Raw genomic sequence first — 24,599 nt, forward strand, 5'->3', positions numbered from 1 at the left:
GGTGCTGACCGATCCCCGCTTTACGGCTGAAGTTGAAATCACCGTTCCGTTCCACGACGTCGATATGATGGGCGTGGTGTGGCACGGCAACTATTTCCGCTATTTTGAGATTGCCCGCGAAGCGCTGCTCAACCAGTTTGATTACGGCTATCGCCAGATGAAAGCGTCCGGCTACGTCTGGCCGGTGGTGGATACCCGGGTGAAATACCGCGACGCGGTGACCTTCGAGCAGCGCATTCGCGTCCGCGCCCATATTGAAGAGGTTGAAAACCGTCTGCGCATCGCCTATCAAATCTTCGACGCGCAAACCGGGAAACGCACCACCACCGGCTACACCATTCAGGTGGCGGTGGAAGAAGCAAGCCGGGAGATGTGCTTTGTCAGCCCGGCCATTCTGTTCGAACGCATGGGGATCGCGCCATGAAGTGGATAACGCTACTCGCGCTGCTGGTAAGCCCGCTGGTGAACGCGGTCACGCTGGATGAACTGCAACAGCGGTTTGCGGAGCAACCGGTGGTGCGCGCACACTTCGAACAGACCCGCACGATCAAGGACATGCCTCAGCCCCTGCGCTCGCAGGGGGAGATGCTGATCGCCCGTGACAATGGCCTGCTGTGGGATCAAAAAGCGCCGTTCCCGATGACGCTGCTGCTGGATGACAAACGGATGGTGCAAATCGTCAACGGTCAGCCGCCGCAGACCATTACCGCCGACACTAACCCGCAGATGTTCCAGTTCAACCATCTGCTGCGGGCGCTGTTCCAGGCCGACCGCAAGGTGCTGGAAGAGAACTTCCGCATCGATTTCAAAGACCTGGGCGAAGGCCGCTGGTCGCTGGTGCTGACGCCCGTTACCACGCCGCTGGACAAGATTTTCGCCACCCTTGATTTGAAGGGCGCGATCTATCTGGAATCCATTCGCCTGAACGATAAGCAGGGCGACACGACGGATATCGCCCTCTCCCGCCACCAACTGACGCCCGCCCGCCTGACCGATGCAGAACGCCAGCGCTTTGCCGCACCGTAACGCCCTGCGCCCGGCGCTGCTGTGGGCCGCGGTATGCCTGATCCTGCTGGGCGTGCTGCTGTCGCTGCTGCCTGGCGCGCGGCTGAACAGCAGCGTGCTCGCCATGCTGCCGAAACAGACGCTCGGCGCGATCCCTCCCGCCCTCAACGACGGATTTATGCAGCGCCTCGACCGCCAGCTCATCTGGCTGGTCAGCCCTGGTAAACAGCCGGACCCGCGCGTGGCGCAGCAGTGGTTAACCCTGCTGCAACGCAGCCAGGCGCTGAGTGTCGTAAAAGGTCCGCTGGATGCCGCCGGGCAACAGGCCTGGGGAGATTTCTTCTGGCAGCACCGCAATGGCCTGGTCGATCCGGCCACCCGCGCCCGCCTGCAAAACGGCGGTGAAGCGCAGGCTCAGTGGATCCTGTCCCAGCTCTACTCCGCTTTTTCCGGCGTGAGCGGCAAGGAGCTGCAAAACGATCCGCTGATGCTGATGCGCGGCGCGCAGCTCGCGTTGGCGAAGAACAGCCAGAAGATGCAGCTGATGGACGGCTGGCTGGTGACAAAAGATGCGGCCGGGAACTACTGGTATCTGCTGCACGGCGAGCTGGCAGGCTCTTCGTTTGATATACAGCAAACCCACCAGCTGGTGACCACCCTCAACGCGATGCAGCAGACGCTGAAAAGCCAGTATCCACAGGCGCAGCTGCTCTCGCGCGGGACGGTGTTCTACAGCGATTACGCCAGCCAGCAGGCTAAAAACGATATTTCCACGCTTGGCGTCGCCACGGTGCTCGGGGTGATCCTGCTGATTGTGTCGGTGTTTCGCTCCGTGCGTCCGCTGCTGCTGAGCCTGCTCTCCATTGCCATCGGCGCGCTGGCGGGGACGGTCGTGACGCTCCTGCTGTTCGGTGAGCTGCACCTGATGACGCTGGTGATGAGCATGAGCATCATCGGCATCTCGGCGGACTATACGATTTACTACCTCACGGAGCGGATGGTGCACGGCGCGGAACACTCGCCCTGGCAAAGCCTGGCAAAAGTGCGTAACGCGCTGCTGCTGGCGCTGCTGACTACCGTCGTGGCGTATCTCTTCATGATGCTGGCCCCCTTCCCCGGTATTCGTCAGATGGCGGTGTTCGCCGCCGCAGGGCTGAGCGCCTCGTGCCTGACGGTAATTTTCTGGCACCCGTGGTTGTGCCGTGGCATGCCGGTTCGCCCGATCCCCCTGAGAGGGATGATGCAGCGCTGGCTGAACGCCTGGCGCGACAGCAAAGCCCTCTCCGTCGGGCTGCCGGTAGCACTGGCGCTGCTCTCCGCCATCGGGATCGCCAGCCTGCGGGTGGATGACGATATCGCCCGGCTTCAGGCGCTGCCGCAGGACATTCTGGCGCAGGAAAAAACCATCACCGCCCTGACCGGGCAAAATGTCGATCAGAAGTGGTTCGTAGTGTATGGCGCGTCGGCTCAGGAAACGCTGGAGCGGCTGGAGGCGTTTACCCCGGCGCTGGCGCAGGCGCAAAAAGCCGGAGAATTAACCCGCTGGCGCACCCTGCCGCTGAACTCGCTGGCGCGGCAGAACAGCGATCTGCAACTTCTGCGTAACGCCGCGCCGACGGTGACGAAAATGCTGCAAAGCACGGGGCTGAATGCCGTCGCCCCGAATCTGAACGCCATGCCTGTCAGCGTGGAGGCGTGGCTCGCCAGCCCGGCCAGCGAGGGCTGGCGTTTGCTGTGGCTGACGCTGCCGAACGGCAAAAGCGGTGTGCTGGTCCCGGTCGATGGCGTCAGAAACAGCGCTGCGCTCGGTGAGCTGGCCGCCCGCCATCCCGGAGTCGTCTGGGTTGACCGTAAGGCCAGCTTCGACAGCCTGTTTGCACTCTACCGCGCGCTGCTGACGGGGCTGCTGGGCGTGGCGCTGGCGGTGATTGCCTGCGGCGCGGTGGTGCGCCTCGGCTGGCGAAAAGGGCTGGTGGCGCTGGTGCCGTCCGTGCTGTCGCTGGGCGGCGGGCTGGCGGCGCTGGCCGTGACGGGCCATCCGGTGAACCTGTTTTCCCTGCTGGCGCTGGTGCTGGTCCTCGGCATTGGCATCAACTACACGCTGTTTTTCAGCAACCCGCGCGGCACGCCGCTGACCTCCATGCTGGCGATTACCCTCGCCATGATGACCACCCTGCTGACGCTGGGAATGCTGGTGTTCAGCACCACTCAGGCCATCAGCAGCTTTGGCATTGTGCTGGTGAGCGGTATCTTCACCGCGTTCCTGCTCGCCCCGCTGGCGATGCCGACTAACAAAGAGAACTTACCATGACCCGTTTCATTCGCCTGGCGGCAGTGATGATGGCCCTGTTGCTGGCGGGGTGTAGCCATACGTCGAACCGCGATGACGCGCGCCCTCAGGCCTGGCTACAGCCCGGTACCCGCGTCACGCTGCCACCGCCGGGCATCACGCCTGCCATCCGCGCGCAGCAGTTGCTTACCGGCAGTTTTAAAGGCCAGACCCAGTCGCTGCTGGTGATGCTGAACGCCGATGGAAATAAAGTGACGCTTGCCGGCCTCTCCTCCGTCGGGATCCGCCTGTTCCTCGCCACCTACGACGACACCGGGATCCACACCGAGCAGTCGGTTGTGATGCCCCAGCTGCCGCCCGCCAGCCAGGTGCTGGCCGACGTGATGCTCAGCCACTGGCCTCTCAGCGCCTGGCAGCCGCAGTTGCCGAAAGGCTGGACGCTGAACGATACTGACACCAGACGCGAACTGCGCAACCCCGATGGCAAACTGGTCACGGAAATTGCCTACCTGAACCGTAACGGCAGGCGCGAACCGATTAGCATTGTGCAGCACGCTTTTCACTACCACATCACCATTCAATATCTGGGTGACTGAGATGATTTACCTTTCTGCCGTTGGCATGGTCAACGCGCTCGGCAACTCGGCTGATGAAATAGCGGCGAACCTGATCGCTGGCGTGGCCCCCGGGATGCGCCAGCGTGCGGGCTGGCTACAGGGCTTACCCGAGGCCGTGCTGGGCGGGGTGGAGGGTGATCTTCCCCCTGTCCCCGGGTCTTTTTCTGCGCATCGAAGTCGCAACAACCAGCTGCTGCTGGCGGCGCTGGCGCAAATCCGGCCCGCCGTCGATGCGGCCATTGCGCGCGTGGGGCGCGACCGCGTGGCGGTGGTGCTGGGCACCAGCACCTCCGGACTGGACGAGGGTGATGAGTACGTGCGCCGCGCGCAGAACGGCGAGCGCAGTCCGCAGTGGCAATATCCGCAGCAGGAGCTGGGCGATCCGTCGCGCTTTCTCGCCAGCTGGCTTGCGCTGGACGGCCCGGCGTATACCATCTCGACCGCCTGCTCCTCCAGCGCACGGGCGATCATCAGCGGCCGTCGCCTGATCGACGCCGGTCTGGTGGACGTCGCCATCGTCGGCGGAGCCGACAGCCTGAGCCGCATGCCGGTCAACGGCTTCAACAGCCTGGAATCCTTCTCCCCGACCCTGTGCGAACCGTTTGGCCGCAACCGTCGTGGGATCACCATTGGCGAAGCGGCAGCACTGATGGTACTGACCCGCGAGCCGGGCGAGATTGCGCTCCTGGGCGCGGGGGAATCCAGCGATGCGTACCATATTTCCGCCCCACATCCGCAGGGCGAAGGGGCGATCCGCGCCATCACCCAGGCGCTGAACGAGGCGGGCATGACGGCGGCGGACGTCGGTTATATCAACCTGCACGGCACCGCCACGCCGCTGAACGATCGCATTGAGGCGCAGGTGATCCACGATCTCTTTGGCGACCGCGTGCCGTGCAGCTCCACGAAGCATCTTACCGGCCACACGCTGGGCGCCGCCGGGATCACCGAGGCCGCCCTGAGCTGGTTGATCCTGACCCGAGACCTGCCGCTGCCGCCGCAGGATTTTTCCCGCTACGCGCCGGACGACACCCTGCCCGCCTTCGGCCTACTGCACCAGAGCGCACCGCTGAATAAACCAGTGATCCTGTCAAACTCTTTCGCGTTTGGCGGCAACAACGCCAGCCTTCTGCTGGGGAGAGTATGATGTGCTACTTACCACCCGGGGATTATCTTCCTCACGACACGCCGATGCTGCTGCTTGAGGGCGTGGAAAGCGTCACCGATGACCGCGCCGTTTGCAACGTGACGGTGAACGATCGGGGCGTTCTGGCGCCGTTTCTGGACGCAGGCGGCAACCTGCCCGGCTGGTTTGCGCTGGAGCTGATGGCTCAGACCGTGGGCGTCTGGTCTGAATGGCACCGAATGCAAAAAGGGCTGCCGCACTGTGCGCTGGGTATGGTGCTGGGCGCGCGCGAGCTGGTGTGCGACGCAGGGCATTTTGCCGCAGGCAGCACGCTGATCATCACCATCGAACGTCTGATGCAGGATGAGCGCTTTGGCAGCTTCGAGTGCACCATTCATGCGGATAATATTTCCCTCGCCACGGGCCGCGTAAACACCTTCCAGCCGAGCGAGGAAGAATTAACCACACTTTTTAACCAGGGAACACCATCATGAGATCCGTACTGGTCACCGGCGCCAGCAAAGGCATTGGCCGCGCTATCGCCCTTCAGCTTGCGGCGGACGGTTTCACCGTCGGCGTGCATTACCATCGTGATGAAGCGGGCGCGCAGGAGACGCTGGAGGCGATTGTCCAGGCAGGCGGCGCGGGCCGTTTACTCACCTTTGACGTGGGCAACCGCGAGCAGTGCCGTACGGTGCTGGAACAGGCGATCGCTGACCACGGCGCGTGGTATGGCGTGGTCAGTAACGCCGGTATTACCCGCGACGGCGCATTTCCGGCGCTCAGCGACGATGACTGGGACAGCGTGATCCACACCAATCTCGACAGTTTTTATAACGTCATTCATCCCTGCATTATGCCGATGATCGGCACCCGCAAGGGCGGGCGGATCATCACCCTGTCGTCGGTGTCAGGCATTATGGGCAACCGTGGGCAGGTGAACTACAGCGCGGCGAAAGCCGGGATCATCGGCGCCACCAAAGCGCTCGCCACCGAGCTGGCAAAACGCAAAATCACCGTCAACTGCATCGCGCCGGGGCTGATTGATACCGGTATGATCGAGATGGATGAAGCCGCGCTGAACGCGGCGATGTCGATGATCCCGATGCAGCGTATGGGCCAGGCCGAGGAAGTGGCCGGGCTGGCGAGCTACCTGATGTCGGATAAAGCAGGCTATGTGACGCGACAGGTGATATCGATCAACGGAGGCATGCTATGACCCGCCGGGTAGTGATTACGGGCATGGGCGGCATCACCGCATTCGGCGAGGACTGGCCGACCATCTCGCGCCGTCTGCGCGAGTATGAAAATGCGGTACGTACCATGACGGAGTGGCAGGCGTATGACGGCCTGCAAACCCTGCTCGCCGCGCCGATTGAAGATTTCACTCTGCCCGCTCACTATACCCGTAAGCGCATTCGCGCCATGGGCCGCGTGTCGCTGCTCTCAACCCGCGCCACCGAGCTGGCGCTGGAGCAGGCGGGCCTGATCGACGACGCGGTGCTGACCAACGGTCAGACCGGCATCGCCTACGGCTCGTCGACGGGCAGCACCGGACCGGTCAGCGAGTTTGCCTCCATGCTCACCGAAAAGCACACCCACAACATCACCGGCACCACCTACGTGCAGATGATGCCGCACACCACGGCGGTGAATACCGGACTGTTCTTTGGCCTGCGCGGACGGGTGATCCCCACCTCAAGCGCCTGTACCTCTGGCAGCCAGGCGATTGGCTACGCCTGGGAAGCGATTCGTCACGGCTACCAGACCGTGATGGTGGCAGGCGGCGCGGAAGAGCTGTGCCCGTCGGAAGCGGCGGTTTTCGATACCCTGTTTGCCACCAGCCAGCGTAACGACGCGCCCAAAACCACGCCGTCGCCGTTTGACGTTCAGCGCGATGGCCTGGTGATTGGCGAAGGGGCGGGCACGCTGGTGCTGGAAGCGCTGGATCACGCCAGAGCACGCGGGGCGACAATCTATGGCGAGATCGTGGGCTTTGCCACCAACTGCGATGCGGCGCACATCACCCAGCCCCAGCGTGAAACCATGCAGGTGTGTATGGAGCAGTCGCTGGCGATGGCGGGCCTTAGCCCTCAGGACATTGGCTACATTTCTGCCCACGGCACGGCAACCGATCGCGGGGATATCGCCGAGAGTCAGGCGACCGCCGCTATTTTCGGCGACAGCGTGCCCATTTCATCCTTAAAGAGCTATTTCGGCCATACCCTGGGTGCCTGCGGCGCGCTGGAAGCCTTGCTGAGTCTGAATATGATGCGGGAGGGCTGGTTCACGCCGACGCTCAATTTAAGACAACCGGATGAGCAATGCGGCGCTTTAGATTATATTATGGGGGAAACCCGCCCGATTGATTGCGAATTTATTCAGAGCAATAACTTTGCCTTTGGCGGCATTAATACCTCGATAATCATTAAACGCTGGGCGTAACTATGTACCAGTTTGTACTGGGAAAGATCTCCACCCTTAGCGCGGACCCCCTGGCGTCAACGCTCGCAGATATGGCACCTCAGGGTGCGCGATACGCTTCCTGGCTTGCAGGCCGGACGCTGCTCGCCAGAACTTTATCCCCCTCACCGCTTCCCGAGATAATCTACGGCGAGCAGGGAAAACCGGCCTTCGCTAACGGCCATCCGCTGTGGTTTAACCTGAGCCACAGCGGGGACGATATTGCCATGCTGATAAGCGATGAAGGCGAGGTTGGCTGCGATATCGAAGTGATCCGCCCGCGGGAGAACTGGCAGGCGCTGGCGAATGCCGTTTTCAGCCTCACCGAGCATGACGAGCTGGAGCGTGAAGCACCGGAAGAGCAGCTTTCCGCATTCTGGCGCATCTGGACGCGCAAAGAGGCGATCGTCAAACAGCGTGGCGGCAGCGCGTGGCAGATTGTCAGCATTGACAGCACCGCCCAGTCGCTCCCGGTCAGCCAGCTGCGCTTCGGCTCGCTGAGTCTGGCGGTCTGTACCCCTACGCCTTTCACCTTAACGGCGGAATCGGTGACTTACTCCGGTATTTCTGCGGCATAAAAAACGGCCATTCCGGTTAAAACCGAAATGGCCGTTGTGCATTTAACGCGTTGCTAAGCTTATTTTAAATTATCTGGAAAGTTTTTTGGCAACTCGCTGGCAGCACACGCAATAACGCTATCGTCATTCGCACCGCAGTCGCGTACAAAAGTAATCGTCGCAAATTCATCAATCACTTCGGTTGGATACGCTGGCCCGGCATCACGGTAGCTGTTCATCAGCGGAATGTGATCGTTCTGGAAGCAGACGGTTTTTTCCGGATTATTCATGACCCAGCGTGGGAAGAAGATGGTGCCGTGGAACAGGCGGTCGCCCAGGTTCACAATCAGGCTCACGTCGGTACCGGTTGGCTCCGTCCAGGAAATTTTATAGATGCTTTCCCCGACGCGGACAATGTAGGCCTGCTGATCTTTCACCCAACGATTGCCCACCAGACCACTGTGAATACGGTAGTCGAGCGTGTTCTCGTTTTTAACGTAAATTTCGTAGTTCCAGCCATTGTCGTAGGTATATACCAGATGTTTGCCGACGAAGCCGCTTAAATCATGTTTATCGAAGGTGCTCATAAGATGTCTCCTTTGTTTTGATGAGACGATCGTACCCCTTCAAAAAATGAATGAATAACGCTATGTTTGAATCAAATTCATCCAAAATTTAGATTAATCATGCACAAGACGACGCTCGAACAGTGGGCCTTGCTGGAAAGAGTCATCGAGGCTAGCAGCTTCGCTAAGGCGGCGGAAGAGACCCATCGCAGCCAGTCCTCGGTCAGCTATAACCTGTCGCTTTTGCAGGAGCGGCTGGGCGTAGCGCTCCTGATGACAGAGGGACGCCGTGCCGTGCTGACCCCGGCGGGTGAGCTGTTGCTGAACCAGGTTAAACCGCTGCTGAAAGCCTTCGCCTATGTTGAAACGCGCGCTGCGACCCTGCGCAGCGGGATGCGAACCCGTATCGACCTGATGGTAGACAGTATTTTTCCGCGCAGCCGGCTGTTCGCGATTTTGCGCCAGTTTCAGCAGCTGTACCCGCAAACGCAGGTGCGGCTTACCGAGGTGCTGGAAAACAGCCGCGCAGATGCGCTCAATGATGAGGCCGACGTGATGGTCTTAACCCGCCGCCAGGACATTACCGGCCTGGGCGAATGGCTGATGAATATCGATTTTGTTGCCGTCGCGCATCACGCGCACCCGCTGTTTGCGCTGGATACACCGCTTAACGACGAGATGCTTCGACCGTGGCCGCGCATTCAGATCGCAGACAGCCAGCCCACCGTTCGCCCCACCGGGGAGTCGTGGACATTCTCCACCATCGATGCCGCGATCGAAGCAGTGATGTATCAGGTTGGATATGGCTGGTTACCGGAAGAACGCATTCAGACCCCGCTCCAGCAGGGCATCCTCAAAATCCTGCCCCTCAGCCACGGCGTTCGACGCGCCACGCCGCTGCACCTCATCGTTAAACGCTCCCTCAGCCCGCTGGACGAGCAGGTTGAGACGCTGTTGCGCCTTTTTAAACAGGAGCCGTCATCGTCAACTGCTACGCTTTAAGTTTTGAACCATAAAACGACAAGGAGTGAACGATGAAAATCGATTTAACGGGGAAAGTGGCGCTGGTGACCGCGTCCACCGGCGGTATTGGGTTTGCCATCGCCCGCGGACTGGCGGAGAGCGGTGCGGAAGTGATCGTCAACGGGCGCAGCGTCGACTCGGTGAACAAAGGCATTCAGGCGCTCCAGCAGGTGGTGCCAGGCGTACAGGTCCGTGCCGCCATCGCCGACCTGAGCTCGCAGGAGGGCGTTGACGAACTGCTCAGGGTCGCCACGCACGTCGATATTCTGGTGAATAACGCCGGGATCTATGGCCAGCAGGATTTTTATTCCACCGACGACGAGACCTGGGAACGCTACTGGCAAACCAACGTGATGTCCGGCGTGCGCCTCTCCCGTGCCCTGCTGCCCGGTATGGTACAAAAAGGCTGGGGTCGGGTAGTGTTTATCTCGTCAGAATCGGCCTGCAATATTCCTGCGGATATGATCCACTATGGCGTGACAAAAACCGCCCAGCTCTCGCTGGCGCGCGGTCTGGCGAAGTTCGTGGCAGGCAGCGGCGTCACGGTGAACAGCGTGCTGCCGGGCCCGACAATGTCGGACGGTTTTGCCGCAATGATGAAAGACGAGATGGAGAGAACCGGCAAATCGCTGGAGCAGCTGGCGAAAGCGTTCGTGATGGAGAATCGCCCCAGCTCGGTTATTCAGCGCGCCGCAACGGTAGAAGAAGTGGCGAATATGGTGGTGTATGTCTGTTCCATGCAGGCCTCCGCGACTTCCGGCGCGGCGCTGCGCGTTGACGGTGGCGTGGTGGATGACATAGTTTGACCCGTCAGCCCACAGGTTCGAGAAAAAATGAGATCGGATAGAAGGACTGTGAAGGTAAAGCAGGTAAACTAGTGAACAGAATGTGTATTTCAGCTAAGACGTATTTATGACCAATATGATTGCCGACGAAGCCGTGGCGAAGTCCAGCGTGCTCTCTGTCTTTGACTTTGATGGTACGTTGACGCACCACGACAGTTTTATTCCGTTCCTGCGCTTTGCCTTTGGCAAGCGCTACTTTGCGGGTCGCCTGGTGCGCATGGCCCTGCCCACGCTGCACTGCGTGCGTCGCAAGCTGACGCGTGATGAGCTGAAAGAGGTGTTGATCAAAACCTTCCTGACGGGGGTGGATGAGCACTGGTTACGTCAGCAGGCAGAGGCCTTCTGTGAAAAATACTGGAACAAGCTGATGCGCCCGGAAGGGGTCATGGCTGTCGCCAACGAAGTTAATTCCGGTGCGGAAGTGACGATTTGCTCCGCCTCCCCGGCGCTGGTATTGCAGCCGTGGGCCGATAAGCTCGGCATTAAGCTGATTGGCACGCAGCTGGAAGTGAAAGACGGCAAGCTGACCGGGCGGATCACCGGTAACAACTGCCGCTGCGCGCAGAAAGTGGCGAGGCTGGAAAAGGTGTATGGCGATCTGAACGCATATCACCTACGCGCCTGGGGCGACACGCGTGGCGACCACGAGCTGCTGGCGGCGGCGCAGGATCCGCACTGGCGCCATTTCCATCATCCGCGCAAGCGCCGAAACTCACCAATTAAGGGTTAGGTGCGGCCCGGTGCCCTCACCCCGGCCCTCTCCCACAGGGAGAGGGAGAAAAGCGATACATCAGGCCTCACGTTTCCCCGGGAACATCACGCTCGCAATAATCCCCAGCGCCAGCACCCCCAGCACCACAAACAGGCTTGCCGTGGCACCGATGTTATAACCGTGATGCCAGAAGTGATCGGTCGCATTCAGCCCCAGCTTGAACGCCACGAAGAACAGCAGTAACACTACCGCTTTCTCAAGATGCACCAGATACTGCTTCAGCGCTTCCAGCACGAAGTAGAGGGTACGCAGGCCGAGGATTGCGAACATCATGGCGCTGTAGATAATCAGCGGCTCGCGGCTGACGGCAATGATCGCGGGAACGGAGTCGAAGGCGAACATCACGTCGGACAGCTCTACCACCGCCACGCAGAGCAGCAGCGGCGTCGCGTAGCGCTTCGCCTTCTTCACGCGACCTACCATCACATCCTTGTTTTCAGGCTTCTCCAGCTCGGCGTCCACCTCTTTTTGGGTCAGGATAAACGCGTGGCTGCTGATTTTTGGCCAGACCGGATAGAAGCGTTTTACCAGGCGGTACGCCAGATGGTTGGAGTAATCCTCGACTTCATCACTCTCTTCATTGCGTTTCAGCATCATCACCGCCGTCCAGCCGACGACCAGCGCAAAAATCACCTCAACGTATGGCCCCAGGCTCAGCAGGCTGGTGCCGATGGCAACAAAAATACCGCGGAACACAATCGCCCCCAGCACGCCCCAGTAGAGCACGCGGTGACGATACTTATCCGGCACGCCGAACCAGGCGAAGATCGCCATCATCACAAACAGGTTGTCGACGGAGAGCACCTCTTCCAGTGCATAGCCGGTGAGGAACAGACTGGCCATCTCCGCGCCGTGGTGCACGTATAAGAAGCCAGCAAACGCCATCGCCATCATGACCCAGAAGATGGACCACATGGCCGCGCTTTTCAGCGAGATCGGTTTATCGTGACGGTGCATGAAGAGGTCGATAAACATCGCCCCAACGGCCATCACCACAAAGACAACAACGGTTTCCGTCGGGAAACCGAGATGAGCAGCAGACATAGACAACCCTTTTAAGAAGACAAAACACCATGCAGACAATAAAAAGCGTGGCCCCGTTAAGGACACAGCACGCTAAAATAATAAATATTAACCGTTCTTTTCAGCTGTGTAGAGACATTAAAGTTGTATCCTTTAACCTGAAAAAGACTTTAAAGTTGTAAAGTTTTAAAAAAAACACATACAAAACATGATGCTAAGTGTGTATCACACGCTGTTCCAACATTATGCCTTGATGTTCTTGCAGGAACTGCAATTTACAGGAGGAAAAAGGTGTTTTTGTAGTTATCTGGCGTTACGTGACAGTGTTGGTCAGATACTTCCACCTCTTCAGAGTTAAAGTTTGATATATGGGAAAAAAAAACGCTCCCGGACGGGAGCGTAAGCCAGTGACTTCGGCGTCAAATGAGGGTCTAACAAGTGGAGCTGCGGGTTAATTCTGGGTGATCTGACTGCGATGCTTATCAGCCTGCTGCTGGTGAACAACGGAAGACTGACCATTATTCGCCTTCTCATGTACAGCTGCGGCCTTCTCATGCTCGCTCATTTCAGAAAATGACTTTGCTGTTTCGTTGGTAGCTCCGGGTTTAGCTTTCATCATTTTTTTATGCATTTCAGCCATGTCCTGGTGGGCAGCAGAATTGCTGTTTTGCATCATGTCATGGGACATTGCGGCCTGATCGTGACTGCTCATATCCATCATTGTCATGCTGTCTCCCTGAATTGCACTTTTTTCAGCAGATGACTGCATCTGGTGGGCAGGTGCCTGTGCATTATTTACCTGGTCATGCATGTTCATTGTCTCTGCAGCCATGGCAGATGAAGCGGCAGCCATAATGGCAACAAATGATACGAGAATCTTTTTCATGGTTGGGTCTCCGGTGTTTACATACCCAAACAATCAATGGCTTATAACAGAGAAAGCAGTTGATCTCAGGGCGGGTTAATCATCACTCCAGGAACCAGGTGATTGTGTTATCACGCTGCTCCTGATTTATGAATAATTATAAAAAACCGCCTCTGTTTATCGCGTGACTGAATGATGACAATTTTGTCACCTTCCAGGTTTCTCCTGAACAACGGGATTAATCCATTAACAGGCGCACTTTGAACACAATTTCACGCCCCTGCTGTTCTGCTGACAGCTCGCCGCCGTGAGCATGAATGATCGACCTTGTAATTGATAATCCCAGCCCCGCGCCTTCCGTGTTGTAGAACCTTGATGAGTCTGCGCGATAGAACCGGTCAAACAAACGTTCCAGATTAGCGGGAACCTGGCCGGACATCGTATTCGTAATCATCACGTTCACACAGTCACTGTCACGCTCAAGGTGTATCGCTGTACAGGTGTTATCGGGAGAATACTTGATTGCATTGGAAAGCAGGTTACTGAAAGCACGTCGGAGCATATCGCTGTCTCCGGCAACAACGCCCTCTCCTTCAACCGTGATTGTCTTTCCTGTTTCGTCTGCCAGGGGCTCGAACAACTCACGTAATTCATTCAGTTCGGCTGCCAGATCCACATCATGTTTATCCAGCCGCAGCAGACCATGCTCTGAACGTGCCAGAAAAAGCATGTCACTGGTCATTCGTGACAACCTTTTCAGTTCTTCCAGGTTAGCGAATAAAATTTCGCGGTAATGCGAAACATCCCTTTCCTTAGCCAGTGCAAACTGCGTCTGCATCATCAGATTACTGACTGGTGTGCGCAGCTCATGCGCGATGTCAGACGAGAAATCTGACAGTTTCCGGAATGCCCCCTCCAGGCGATCAAACATATTATTGAACTCCTGCATGGTCTCAGAGATTTCCGGCGGAGCCAGATCGGGATTTAGACGCTGATCCAGGCTGTGTACGGTCATGGAGGAAGCCAGACTGGTCATTTCCCGTAGCGGTTTCAGACCAATACGTGTGGTCAGCCAGCCCAGAAAAACAGAAATAAAGACCAGACCGATATTGAACCAGAACAGCCAGGTACTGAGTTTGTCCATAAACAGGGTGTGATACCCAGTATCCGTGGCAACCGTAATGATGACATGTTTGCTTTTACCCTGTTCCGGCGTCACGGCAACCCGCCGCGAGATACTGCGGTACACGGTGTTATTTTCTTCCGTCTGGATCATATAGTCGAGAATATCACCCGACTTATTAAGCAGGACCGCTGGAACAACAGAATTTTTGGCATAGAGTTCAACAATTTTTTCATTTTCCATGTTTTTTATAGAAATGAATAAGCCATTGTGCCCCACCATCGCATCGTTTATTTTTTCTGATAATGACTTAATATCCGTTTTGTTCCTGAACGTCTCTGTTTTAAGAAACTCTTCGGTGAGCTGAAGTTTACCTGTCAGAAAATCGCGGTCCTGATTATCGAAATAGCCATTAAGGGTGCTAATCAGGATAAAACTTGATAACCACCATACCGTAAGCATCACCGCAGAAAAAATCAGGCTCAGGCGTGTGGTCAGGGAAATTTTGAACCTCACTCTTCTCTGATCTCCAGGACATATCCGGCACCGCGAACGGTATGGATCAGTTTTGGCTCAAAGTCATCATCAATTTTACTTCTCAGACGTCTCACGGCGACATCAATCACATTCGTATCACTGTCAAAATTCATGTTCCAGACCAGGGACGAGATAAGACTCCTGGGTAACACTTCTCCGGTGCGTTGCAGCAGCAACTCAAGCAGAACGTATTCTTTACCGGTGAGATGGATCTTCTTCCCCGAACGGATCACGGTCCGGCGCACCATATCAACGGTCATATCGGCGATGGTGCAGACTGTTGCGGCCTGCGAGCGTGCCCGGCGCAGTAGGGTTCTTACACGTGCAACCAGCTCCGTAAAATCAAAGGGCTTAATCAGGTAGTCATCTGCGCCAAGCTCCAGTCCTTTCACTTTGTCCCGCACGTTGTCCTTTGCGGTTAAAAACAGGACCGGTTCTTCGTGCCCGGACTCCCTCAGTGCGCTGATGATTTGCCACCCGTCGAGGAAAGGCAGCATCACGTCCAGTATTATCAAATCATACTGTCCCTTCGACGCGGCCCCGAGACCATCGCGGCCATTATTAAAGAGATCGGCCTGATAGCCTTCCTCAACCAGTCCCTGCTGCAGGTAACGACCTGTTTTTTGTTCGTCTTCAACGATTAAAATACGCTGCATGGTCAACTCGCTGATATGAAAGTAAAAATCTCACGCATGAGCTTTGGCTGTCCCCTAGCTGACCTGAGACGGAGCAAGCATTCCGAGCCACGCTACGGCGCCCAGAATGATAATCGCAACAACGAATTCTGTCAGGATGCTGTTTCGCATCAGGGCAACGCTGCGATCATAATTCCCTTCCCTGACCATAACTTCAAGCCGGGGACCCAGGTGAAACCGGTTTGCTGCAGCCAGAAGAAGCATCAGAACAAACAGAGCCGTCTTGGCAAGCAATATCCTCCCCCAGGAACTGTTGAATAAGGGAGTTAAGTTACCCTCAGCAATATACAGATAGTTGACCAGCGCACTCAGGATCAGGGCTACAACAATCACCGTTCCTGCCGTGGCAAATTTTGCCAGGGAGTCAGATATCACAATGACGCTCTGTGCATTATGCTCGTTTCTGCGCATCAGCAGGATAGCAAATGCAACCAGAGCACCTGTCCAGGCACCTGCAGCGCCGAGATGGGTCAGATCGCTCAGTAAATGGAGATAGTAATGCAGACCGTCATGCATAACGGCGTGTCCTCCCCAGGCAAGTGTAGCCAGCGCCACGCCCCCACTCATCGTCATCAGCAGGCAGGACAATACTCTCTTATTAGTGTAAAGGAACAAAGCACCGAGTGTGGTAAACAGGGCACAGAGCCTGACAATCCAGCTAATACCCACATCAGTTTCTTCTATCACCATCTCGATAACATGGATGGATAATTCTCTGAGGTCAGTTACTCCACTCATGGCATTAGATACCAGGAGCATATTAATGCCAGTAAGAATGATGCCTGTAACAACAGCAAAGGTTATAAACGACCTGAAATTAGTCAGGTTATAGGTTTCATGTCTGACACCGCTTATTCCATATATCTGAAAAAATGGCAATCCAAATATTACCATCAAATCCAGATAAAGAAGAAAACGAATAACAATCATAATCAGGTCGTTCATAATATTACTTCACTGTAAAGGTGTAATTACCGGTAATAGGGTGCGTATCTGAAGAAACCGCGCGCCAGTCAACACGATAAGTGCCAGCGGGTAAAGGCTCTCGCGGAATAATGACCATCGATTTAGGGTCAGCGCCTGGCGCCACTTTTGCCGCGACCGGCATCGGAGAATGTGATGACATGCCTTTCATACCCGTCATCGTTAATTTTGCACCTGAGAATTTCACGGTCAGATTTTCCGAGAAATTAAGCTGAATCTTTTCCGGGGCCGCTACGGCTGAATCAGCCTGTGGCACAGAGCTTTTTAATTCCGGATGGGCCATAGCAGAGAAAGCAACGCCCATAACGAGGCCACCTGTAAGAATGGCTTTATTTAAAATCGACATTTTATTTACCTGTTTAGTTGAGTGTTTTATATCAGTGCGTTAAAACCAGATTCTGGCTCCCGCCAGGAATACTACCTGATGGTCTTTCTCACCTTCTCTTTTCGCCATATCGGATGTTTTCCCGTAAAGTTGATTCCAGGAAACGCCTATATAGGGTGCAAACTCACGGCGTATTTCATAGCGCAGCCGGAGCCCCAGCTCTGTGTCAGTCAGTCCCCTGCCGCGACCCCGCGATTCATCATCCTGACTGTAGAAATTCACCTCATAGGATGGCTGGAGTATGAGCCGGTTAGTCAGTAAAACGTCGTATTCTCCTCCCAGACGAAGGGCTGCTTTTCCGCCATTACTGACAAAACCCGTAATTTCAGACTCAAAATTATAGAGTGCCAGCCCCTGAAAACCGACAGCAGCCCAGGTCCGGGCAGAAGCAGGTCTGAAATCCTGCCTGACACCCGCAACCAAATCCCACCATGGGCCAACCGCATGTCCCCAGAGTAACTGCGCTTCAGCCGCCTCCGTTTCCCCATTGCTTCGTTCACCTTCACTCTTTAGCCAAATCCGATCTGTGTCGCCTCCAATCCAGCTGTTAACACTCCAGCTGAAATTGTTGGTGTTATCCGACCGTTGCCATTCCAGTTGATCCAGCAGAACCAGATAATTAATCGCACTGTCGTGAATCGCATGCCCCTGTAAATTGCCGAATGCAGCCTTCCGGTCGGCATCGGTAACAGGCGGAATTGGCGTTCTGCTCTCAGTTACAATGGGCTCCATTGACGTCATCTCAGTGAAATTCTCATCTGCTGGCATCTGCATGGCAGACATGTCGTGCCCGGCGTGGGGATCTGCAGAGACGGAGCCCGCCGCAATAGAAAGCTGTGAGGTAAACAAACAGGCGACCAGAACAGGTATGGCCTTCAAATTTCTCTTCATTCGCATCATTCCTCCACCCGGACTTCACGAAACATTCCCATTTCCATGTGATAGAGCAAATGGCAGTGATACGCCCAGCGGCCAAGCGCATCTGCTGTCACTCTGTAACTGCGTTTTGTACCAGGGGGAACATCTATTGTGTGTTTACGAACCATGAAATTACCGTTTTCATCTTCCAGATCGCTCCACATACCATGCAGGTGAATGGGGTGAGTCATCATGGTATCGTTGATCAGCGTGATCCTGAGCCGCTCACCGTATTTCAGCAGCACCGGTGCGGCATCTGAAAACTTGATTCCGTTAAATGACCAGGCAAACTTTTCCATGTGGCCGGTTAAATGCAGTTCTATGGTACGGCCAGGTTCACGTCCGTCAGGATCCTCAAAGCGGCTTTTCAAATCCGCGTACGTGAGAACCTTTCTTCCGTTATTTCGAAGACCAATACCCGGATCATTTAATTTCGGAGAGACGCTCATCGCCTGCATATCAACCAGTGGGTTATCCGTTTCTGACGCAGGATGACTTTGCATACCCGGCATTCCGGCCATCCGGGAATGATCCATACCGGCCATGCTGCTGTGATCCATGGGCGCGGAGGATGTCCCGCTATCCGGAAGGTCAGCACCGTCCATAGACATCATCTCTCCGCTGTTATCCATGCCTCCCATCTGGCTGTGGTCCATTCTTGCCATATCATGTCCCATTCCCCCCATACCCATATCTTCCATGGTCAACAGAGGACGAGGATCGAGGGGGGGAACGGCAGCACTTAACCCCTCTCTCGTGGCCAGTGTCCCTCGAGCGTAACCGGTCCTGTCCATGGATTGTGCGAAGATGGTATAGGCCTCACCCTGAGGCTCCACAATGACATCATAGGTTTCGGCAACGGCAATCCTGAATTCGTCAACGGTAACCGGGTTTACATACTGGCCATCTGCAGCCACGACCGTCATTTTCAGCCCGGGGATACGGATATCGAAATAGGTCATTGCCGAGCCGTTGATAAACCGTAAGCGTATCTTTTCACCGGGACGGAACAGTCCGGTCCAGTTTTTCAGCGGGGCCTGCCCGTTCATGAGATAGGTGTAGGTGTAGCCACTGACATCCGCGAGGTCAGTCGGATTCATTTTCATTTCAGCCCACATTTTCCGATCGGCAATGGTGGCTGACAGCCCCCTGGTATTCACGTCGCGGAAAAAAGAGCCAACGGTTGGTTTATTGAAATTGTAGTAATCCGACTGTTTTTTTAATTTTTTCAGCAGGCTGTGAGGATTTTCATCGGTCCAGTCAGACAACATGACCACATGCTCACGATCGTAAGCAAACGGTTCTGGCTCCCTGGCATCGATGATAATGGCACCGTATACCCCCTCCTGTTCCTGCAGACCGGAATGGCTGTGGTACCAGTAAGTCCCGTTCTGCTTAACCTTAAAGGTGTAAACGTAGGTATCATCAGGCTCTATGCCCATAAAACTCAGCCCCGGAACACCATCCATATTGGCCGGAAGAATAATGCCGTGCCAGTGAATGGACGTCTGTTCATTAAGACGGTTTTTGACCTTCAGGGTAATGGTGTCACCTTCTTTCCAGCGAAGAACGGGCCCCGGCAGGCCTCCATTGATTGTTTTGGCCTGACGCTCACTGCCCGTGATATTGACGGCCGTTTCACCAATGGTCAGGTCAAACTGAGTACCCTGCAGGGATGCGGCAACTGGCAGGCTCAGACTGGAACGCGCATTGAAACTCCATACGCCAAGACTTCCGGCTACGCCAGAGAGGGTTAACCCCTTCAGGAAAGTTCGTCGAGACGTTTTCAACAGCATGCGCATTCCCTTATTTAAAGTATGGTTACTGACAGAATTCGAGAACCGATTTAAATTAAATTACTGGTTCATCCACTTACAATGAAATGAATCTAGCACACCTTAAGAAACAAATTCATTACAATCGTGTAATGTACATAGCTGTATTACATTTACGTCATCTTCCCCACAGGTTGATTATTTTTATATATGATCATAAGGACATCTTTTATGTACCTCAGAAGGTAATTACACATGAATATATTAATCACGGCCACTGCGTTTACAGCTTTATTTTGTGGGGCAGCTTTTGCTCAGTCCAGTGATATTGCCCATGAAGCACATCGATTTGTTAATAATGCCTCAGCCGTCAGTCATGTGAATTCCTCGACGCATGAAAACTTACCGGACAGGATTAATAAAAACAACACGCCCTCATTCTCTGAAATGAATGAACATGAAAGGGCCATTGTTGCTCATTCATTTATGAACAACAGCGCGTCCTATGCACATCAGAAAATGATTGAGGAACATAAAAAAATGCTGTCCGACAGTGGTGCAAATTCAAAGACCTCCTCTTCTTCTTTTAACGAACTGAATGCCGGAGAGAAAGCCGCCCTCGTGCATGAGCAGGTCAATAATGCCGGTGCGGAAGCTCATCAGACACAGGCAAGAAAGCTTCGCGGCCTGTATTCCTCCAGGTAACTGCAGGCGGGTTAGTGCTTAGCAGGGCTTTACTGACGGGTTACGTAGCAGGACATGAGCCCCATATTGCTCTGCCGTAACCTGTTTCAGTCCCGTTAATCATCACCGTCAGGCTGGTCATACAGTTCCCAGATCTTCAGGAGCAAACGGGAAACAAGATATGTTACAAAAATGACGACCATCAACGGTGCTCCCGATTAACTGGCAGATGACACGCCTCCTGAAAACCCCTAGCATACGCCGCAGTGTTCATGCTAACGGCGAATTCCAGTAAATGTATTCTACCGATGTCGTAAAAGAAAATGCTTACCTTTCAGCCACCCGCTCGGGGCTGGAATCGAACGAGATCGCTATCCTTCAGCGCTCTTTGCCTTCCCGCTTTAATCTTCGGCATTTGAAAAAAAATGAATCATTAAAACTCGTACTGCAAAAGAAAGCGGGAAAATCACGTGTAGTGGCTTATAAATTTACGTCCGGCTCATTTAATTACACGGCGTATCGTATATCAGACAAAAAGTTCTATAATCTTTCCGATACTTCCGGGAAAGGCAGTCTCGATTATCCGTTACCAGCCACAGCAAGACTCAGTTCACCTTTCAATCCTGCAAGACTTAACCCGGTATCGGGAAAAGTGAGTCCCCATAATGGCATTGATTATTCCATGCCCATGAACACGAAAATAGTCAGCGTCATCGACGGAAAAATCACCCGGGCCGAATACAACAGTACCATGGGATATTTTGTTGAAGTAACGGGAAAAGCCGGTGTTAAAACTCGCTATCTCCACCTCAATAAAATACTCGTTACTAAAGGGGCCAGAGTTACCCGGGGAGGTGCTATTGCGTTATCCGGTAACAGTGGACGTTCATCCGGTCCTCATTTACATTACGAGCTGGTCATCAATAACAATCCTGTTAATTCACTGGCGTTCCGGGCATCGGCACCCGCTGATAACAAACTCGAACAGCATGCCTTTGCGCATGCCAGAGACTACGAACGATACCTGGACTGATAACGGGACCGCGACGCGGCCCCGTTTGCCGGATTAATTTTTTTTATCGTTTTCACTTCCGTGATGTTGGTGATCCCCATGCCCTCCGTGGCCGTGGAAAAGATGCATTAGCGGGCAGACCAGCAATAACAGATATGGCCAGTAACCTGCCACATGTGACCAGTGTTCTCGCAGGAGGGCAAATGCCGCGATCGCGGCGACAGCAATAAGCGCATAGGTGGTACTTTTCATACTGGACTCCTTCTGTTCATAACAGACCCTTCACTCAGTGTTATTTCCCGAGCCTGACACTTTTCAGACGCAACGCATTCACAATGACGCTGACGGAAGAAAGAGCCATGGCCGCCGCCGCAATAACTGGCGACAGCAGTATTCCATACACAGGATAAAGCAGGCCTGCAGCCACCGGCACACCAAGTGCGTTGTAGATAAATGCAAAAAACAGATTCTGTCGGATATTTTTCATGGTGATCTCTGACAGATGACGGGCCCTGTTCAGTATCATCAGGTCGCCTTTGAGAAGGGTGACTCCGGCACTTTCAATTGCCACATCTGTACCCGTTCCCATGGCTATTCCCACGTCAGCCGCTGCCAGCGCCGGGGCATCATTCACACCGTCTCCGGCCATCGCAACCACATGGCCAGACGCTTTCAGTCGGGTTATCACTGCTTTTTTGCCATCCGGCAGAATCCCGGCTTCAACCTCATCTATTCCCAGTTTCCGTGCGACTGCTTCAGCGGTAAGCTGGTTATCCCCGGTGAGCATAACGATGCGGATCCCCGCCTGACGCAACGCTTTAAGTGCATCCGGCGTGGTTGCTTTCACGGGATCCGAAATAGCTATCAGGCCTGCAAGGTCCCCGTCCGTGGCCACATAGATAACGGTAGCGCCTTCCATCCGCAACGTATCCGCAACGGCCTTTTGATTATCAACAACGATACTGTTTTCCTGCATAACCAGTTCATTACCAATAACAATCCGTTGACCTTCGACATCGCCTGTGACACCTTTACCCGACGGCGCATCGAAATGAGTGACTGCGGGTATTGCGATCCCCTTTTCCTGTGCTGCTCTGACGACTGCCATACCCAGCGGATGCTGCGAGCCTTTTTCCACTGCGGCCGTTACACGCAAAAGAGAGGCTTCCCCACCCGGACTGAGACTGATAATTCCTGTCACCGTAGGCGAACCTTCCGTGAGCGTGCCTGTTTTGTCGACAACCAGCGTGTCCACTTTTTCAAGACGCTCAAGGGCTTCGGCATTTTTGATTAACACCCCGGCCTGGGCTCCTTTGCCCACCCCCACCATTATCGACATCGGCGTGGCCAGCCCCAGCGCGCAGGGACAGGCAATAATCAGGACCGACACAGCCGCAATCAGACCGTGCGCCATCCTGGGCTCGGGCCCCCAGACAGACCAGATCACGAAAGCAACAACCGCGATAAGTATCACCAGAGGAACAAACCAGCCTGAAACGCTGTCAGCCATTCTCTGGATGGGGGCTCGCGAACGCTGTGCATCAGCGACCATCTGAACAATTCGTGAGAGCATCGTTTCATCTCCGACTTTCTCTGCACGGATGATAAGACTACCTGTCTGATTAATCGTCCCCCCAATGACAGGGGCACCCTCCGTTTTGGTAACCGGCATAGACTCCCCGGTCACCATCGATTCATCAACGGTTGTTGTGCCTTCGACCACGATACCGTCGACCGGAATACTCTCCCCAGGTCTGATGCGGAGCTTATCGCCAGGCAGGACATCTTCCGCATTAATATCCGTTTCATGACCGTCATGGTCCAGCCGCCTGGCGGTTTTGGGGGCAAGGTTCAGAAGCGCAGTAATGGCACCTGAGGTTTGTTCCCGTGCCCGCAGCTCAAGAACCTGTCCCAGCAGTACAAGCACCGTAATTACTGCCGCGGCTTCAAAATAAACGGCCACCAGGCCATCCATGTTTCTGAACGATGCAGGAAACCAGGAGGGGAAGACAGTTGCAATGACGCTGTAAACCCAGGCTACGCCGGTCCCCATAGCAACAAGGGTAAACATATTCAGGGAACGGTTACGTAACGACATCCCGGCCCGGGCGAAAAATGGCCAGCCACACCACAACACGACAGGAGAGGCCAGAAGCAGCTGCAGCCATGTGTTGTACTGTGGCGATACTATATTTCTCAAGGCGGGAAACAGATGAGATCCCATTTCGAGTATCAGAACCGGAAACGCCAGCAACAACCCCAGCCAGAAGCGTCTTGTCATGTCGCGAAGTTCATCGCTTGGCCCCGTGGATGCCGTGGCTACGAGTGGTTCCAGTGCCATTCCACAGACAGGACAGCTTCCTGGACCACGACGGCGTATCTCCGGGTGCATCGGGCATGTCCACACACCTTCAGAAATATCGTTCTCCGCCTGGTGGTGAGGCTGTTTTATCTGATCAGGGATGACCTCGTGGTGATGGTGGTGATGGTGGTGATGGTGGTGATGGTGGTGATGGGAATGTTCACTGGCATCTTCTGTAAGATAATGATCGGGATGAGCTTTAAATTTGCTCTCACAGCTGGCGGAGCAGAAATAAAGCTGATGCTCCTGGTATCGAATGCTGCTGTGCGCCTTATCGGGCATGATTGTCATCCCGCACACGGGATCTCTCACCTTATGCAATACGTGACTCTCGTCCGGGGATAATGTCTGTTCAGAGGCAGTCTGGTTGTTGTGTTGCACTGCATTGTCATTTTTCACAGTAACTCTCCTTATGCAAACCTGAAGCGTCTTCTGTATTCAGGTTATGTCATGGATGCGATTACCACGAATGTCGCCGGCACAGGAGTGCCTGCTACAGGCGTCCCGTTATCAGCCGTTCCGCTGACTATTCGATTCGCTGGAAGATCTTTTTACTGCCCTCCGGAGAGAATGCGATAACATCGTAAGCCTCTTTACGGGCCCCCATCTCCATTCCCGGGCTTCCCGCAGGCATACCGGGGGTGGCAAGGCCATAAATCCCTGAACCAGACTGCATTGCCTTATGTATCGTTGTGGCAGGCACATGACCTTCAATGATCAAATTACCAGTAACTGCGGTATGACAGCTTCTCAGCTCAGCAGGAACAGCATATTTTTCTTTCAGGGCTGACAGAGCCTGATCATTCATGACGTGGGTCCGTACCTCAAACCCGTCCTTTTCCATCGCCTTGCCCCACAGGGAACAGCAACCACAGTTTTCAGACTTGTACATGTCTATTACTTTTTCACCTGCCATTGCCGGAAGTGAAAGGCCAAAAGCCAGGGCCAATAAAATTATTTTTTTCATACTCA

26 protein-coding genes are annotated in these 24,599 nt (G+C 54.9%); 14 read left to right on the top strand and 12 right to left on the bottom strand.

Going from position 1 to position 24,599, the window contains the following annotated elements:
- The first annotated feature begins 1 nt into the window (after window position 1).
- The 9 genes from L350_RS02100 to acpT are packed head-to-tail and all read left to right on the top strand — an operon-like array spanning window position 2 to window position 8,079.
- Window positions 2–424 carry an acyl-CoA thioesterase gene (locus tag L350_RS02100; protein ID WP_006812302.1) on the top strand — a complete coding sequence of 141 codons (423 nt, stop codon included), beginning with the start codon at window positions 2–4 and terminating at the stop codon, window positions 422–424.
- Complete coding sequence (locus L350_RS02095; RefSeq protein ID WP_023307141.1) at window positions 421–1,026, top strand: outer membrane lipoprotein carrier protein LolA; 606 nt, start codon at window positions 421–423, stop codon at window positions 1,024–1,026. Before L350_RS02100 ends, L350_RS02095 begins: the two co-directional genes overlap by 4 nt.
- Window positions 995–3,316: an MMPL family transporter gene (locus L350_RS02090; RefSeq protein ID WP_032626839.1), complete on the top strand. Its 2,322-nt coding sequence runs from the start codon at window positions 995–997 to the stop codon at window positions 3,314–3,316. Before L350_RS02095 ends, L350_RS02090 begins: the two co-directional genes overlap by 32 nt.
- Entirely contained in the window at window positions 3,313–3,891 is a 579-nt protein-coding gene (locus tag L350_RS02085; protein ID WP_032626841.1) for a DUF3261 domain-containing protein, read from the top strand. The genes L350_RS02090 and L350_RS02085 overlap by 4 nt, the downstream gene beginning before the upstream one ends.
- Window position 3,892: 1 nt before the next feature.
- Entirely contained in the window at window positions 3,893–5,059 is a 1,167-nt protein-coding gene (locus L350_RS02080) for a beta-ketoacyl-[acyl-carrier-protein] synthase family protein (protein ID WP_032626844.1), read from the top strand.
- Entirely contained in the window at window positions 5,059–5,532 is a 474-nt protein-coding gene (locus tag L350_RS02075) for a hotdog family protein (RefSeq protein WP_032626896.1), read from the top strand. The genes L350_RS02080 and L350_RS02075 overlap by 1 nt, the downstream gene beginning before the upstream one ends.
- On the top strand, window positions 5,526–6,257 hold the full coding sequence (locus L350_RS02070; RefSeq protein WP_032626847.1) for a 3-ketoacyl-ACP reductase FabG2: 732 nt from the start codon (window positions 5,526–5,528) through the stop codon (window positions 6,255–6,257). Before L350_RS02075 ends, L350_RS02070 begins: the two co-directional genes overlap by 7 nt.
- On the top strand, window positions 6,254–7,483 hold the full coding sequence (locus L350_RS02065; RefSeq protein ID WP_032626849.1) for a beta-ketoacyl-ACP synthase: 1,230 nt from the start codon (window positions 6,254–6,256) through the stop codon (window positions 7,481–7,483). The genes L350_RS02070 and L350_RS02065 overlap by 4 nt, the downstream gene beginning before the upstream one ends.
- 2 nt (window positions 7,484–7,485) lie before the next feature.
- Window positions 7,486–8,079, top strand: coding sequence for a 4'-phosphopantetheinyl transferase AcpT (acpT, locus tag L350_RS02060; RefSeq protein WP_022649693.1), 594 nt, complete (start codon window positions 7,486–7,488; stop codon window positions 8,077–8,079).
- 59 nt (window positions 8,080–8,138) lie between these two features.
- Here the strand turns inward: acpT and L350_RS02055 are convergent, their stop codons facing one another.
- Window positions 8,139–8,645, bottom strand: coding sequence for a phenolic acid decarboxylase (locus tag L350_RS02055; RefSeq protein ID WP_022649694.1), 507 nt, complete (start codon window positions 8,643–8,645; stop codon window positions 8,139–8,141).
- Window positions 8,646–8,744: 99 nt separating this feature from the next.
- On the opposite strand from L350_RS02055, the gene L350_RS02050 reads away from it, so the two are divergent.
- The 3 genes from L350_RS02050 (at window position 8,745) to L350_RS02040 (ending at window position 11,222) form a co-directional block, all read left to right on the top strand.
- Window positions 8,745–9,626, top strand: a complete 882-nt coding sequence (locus tag L350_RS02050) for a LysR family transcriptional regulator (RefSeq protein ID WP_032626851.1) — start codon at window positions 8,745–8,747, stop codon at window positions 9,624–9,626.
- A gap of 32 nt (window positions 9,627–9,658) precedes the next feature.
- Window positions 9,659–10,453, top strand: coding sequence for an SDR family NAD(P)-dependent oxidoreductase (locus tag L350_RS02045; RefSeq protein WP_022649696.1), 795 nt, complete (start codon window positions 9,659–9,661; stop codon window positions 10,451–10,453).
- A gap of 106 nt (window positions 10,454–10,559) precedes the next feature.
- Window positions 10,560–11,222: an HAD family hydrolase gene (locus L350_RS02040; protein ID WP_022649697.1), complete on the top strand. Its 663-nt coding sequence runs from the start codon at window positions 10,560–10,562 to the stop codon at window positions 11,220–11,222.
- A gap of 60 nt (window positions 11,223–11,282) precedes the next feature.
- Here the strand turns inward: L350_RS02040 and L350_RS02035 are convergent, their stop codons facing one another.
- The 8 genes from L350_RS02035 to pcoA all read right to left on the bottom strand — a co-directional run bounded on the left by L350_RS02035 (window position 11,283) and on the right by pcoA (window position 19,590).
- Window positions 11,283–12,308, bottom strand: a complete 1,026-nt coding sequence (locus L350_RS02035) for a TerC/Alx family metal homeostasis membrane protein (protein WP_023298822.1) — start codon at window positions 12,306–12,308, stop codon at window positions 11,283–11,285.
- A gap of 430 nt (window positions 12,309–12,738) precedes the next feature.
- Complete coding sequence (pcoE, locus tag L350_RS02030) at window positions 12,739–13,173, bottom strand: copper resistance system metallochaperone PcoE (protein WP_000723069.1); 435 nt, start codon at window positions 13,171–13,173, stop codon at window positions 12,739–12,741.
- Between the two features lie 217 nt (window positions 13,174–13,390).
- Entirely contained in the window at window positions 13,391–14,791 is a 1,401-nt protein-coding gene (gene pcoS, locus L350_RS02025; RefSeq protein WP_001211180.1) for a copper resistance membrane spanning protein PcoS, read from the bottom strand.
- Entirely contained in the window at window positions 14,788–15,468 is a 681-nt protein-coding gene (pcoR, locus tag L350_RS02020) for a copper response regulator transcription factor PcoR (RefSeq protein ID WP_001188930.1), read from the bottom strand. The genes pcoS and pcoR overlap by 4 nt, the downstream gene beginning before the upstream one ends.
- A 54-nt stretch (window positions 15,469–15,522) precedes the next feature.
- Window positions 15,523–16,401, bottom strand: coding sequence for a copper resistance inner membrane protein PcoD (gene pcoD / locus L350_RS02015; RefSeq protein ID WP_229692861.1), 879 nt, complete (start codon window positions 16,399–16,401; stop codon window positions 15,523–15,525).
- 55 nt (window positions 16,402–16,456) lie between these two features.
- A complete protein-coding gene (gene pcoC, locus L350_RS02010) occupies window positions 16,457–16,837 on the bottom strand; it encodes a copper resistance system metallochaperone PcoC (protein WP_000025662.1) in 381 nt (126 codons plus the stop codon).
- Between the two features lie 39 nt (window positions 16,838–16,876).
- A complete protein-coding gene (pcoB, locus tag L350_RS02005) occupies window positions 16,877–17,767 on the bottom strand; it encodes a copper resistance outer membrane transporter PcoB (RefSeq protein ID WP_072252507.1) in 891 nt (296 codons plus the stop codon).
- 5 nt (window positions 17,768–17,772) lie between these two features.
- Window positions 17,773–19,590, bottom strand: a complete 1,818-nt coding sequence (gene pcoA / locus L350_RS02000; protein ID WP_000925243.1) for a multicopper oxidase PcoA — start codon at window positions 19,588–19,590, stop codon at window positions 17,773–17,775.
- A 234-nt stretch (window positions 19,591–19,824) separates the two neighbouring features.
- Between pcoA and L350_RS01995 the strand changes: the two genes are divergently transcribed.
- Window positions 19,825–20,274, top strand: a complete 450-nt coding sequence (locus L350_RS01995) for a hypothetical protein (RefSeq protein WP_032626854.1) — start codon at window positions 19,825–19,827, stop codon at window positions 20,272–20,274.
- A gap of 274 nt (window positions 20,275–20,548) precedes the next feature.
- Window positions 20,549–21,286 carry a peptidoglycan DD-metalloendopeptidase family protein gene (locus L350_RS01990; RefSeq protein ID WP_000287499.1) on the top strand — a complete coding sequence of 246 codons (738 nt, stop codon included), beginning with the start codon at window positions 20,549–20,551 and terminating at the stop codon, window positions 21,284–21,286.
- A gap of 33 nt (window positions 21,287–21,319) precedes the next feature.
- Here the strand turns inward: L350_RS01990 and L350_RS01985 are convergent, their stop codons facing one another.
- The 3 genes from L350_RS01985 to L350_RS01975 all read right to left on the bottom strand — a co-directional run bounded on the left by L350_RS01985 (window position 21,320) and on the right by L350_RS01975 (window position 24,594).
- Window positions 21,320–21,517, bottom strand: a complete 198-nt coding sequence (locus L350_RS01985; protein WP_000843494.1) for a DUF2933 domain-containing protein — start codon at window positions 21,515–21,517, stop codon at window positions 21,320–21,322.
- A 40-nt stretch (window positions 21,518–21,557) separates the two neighbouring features.
- On the bottom strand, window positions 21,558–24,026 hold the full coding sequence (gene silP, locus L350_RS01980) for an Ag(+)-translocating P-type ATPase SilP (RefSeq protein ID WP_032626857.1): 2,469 nt from the start codon (window positions 24,024–24,026) through the stop codon (window positions 21,558–21,560).
- Window positions 24,027–24,153: 127 nt separating this feature from the next.
- Window positions 24,154–24,594: a DUF411 domain-containing protein gene (locus L350_RS01975; protein ID WP_032626859.1), complete on the bottom strand. Its 441-nt coding sequence runs from the start codon at window positions 24,592–24,594 to the stop codon at window positions 24,154–24,156.
- Window positions 24,595–24,599: the final 5 nt, after the last annotated feature.

This window comes from Enterobacter sp. MGH 4 (assembly GCF_000534735.1).
Lineage (GTDB): Bacteria > Pseudomonadota > Gammaproteobacteria > Enterobacterales > Enterobacteriaceae > Enterobacter > Enterobacter intestinihominis.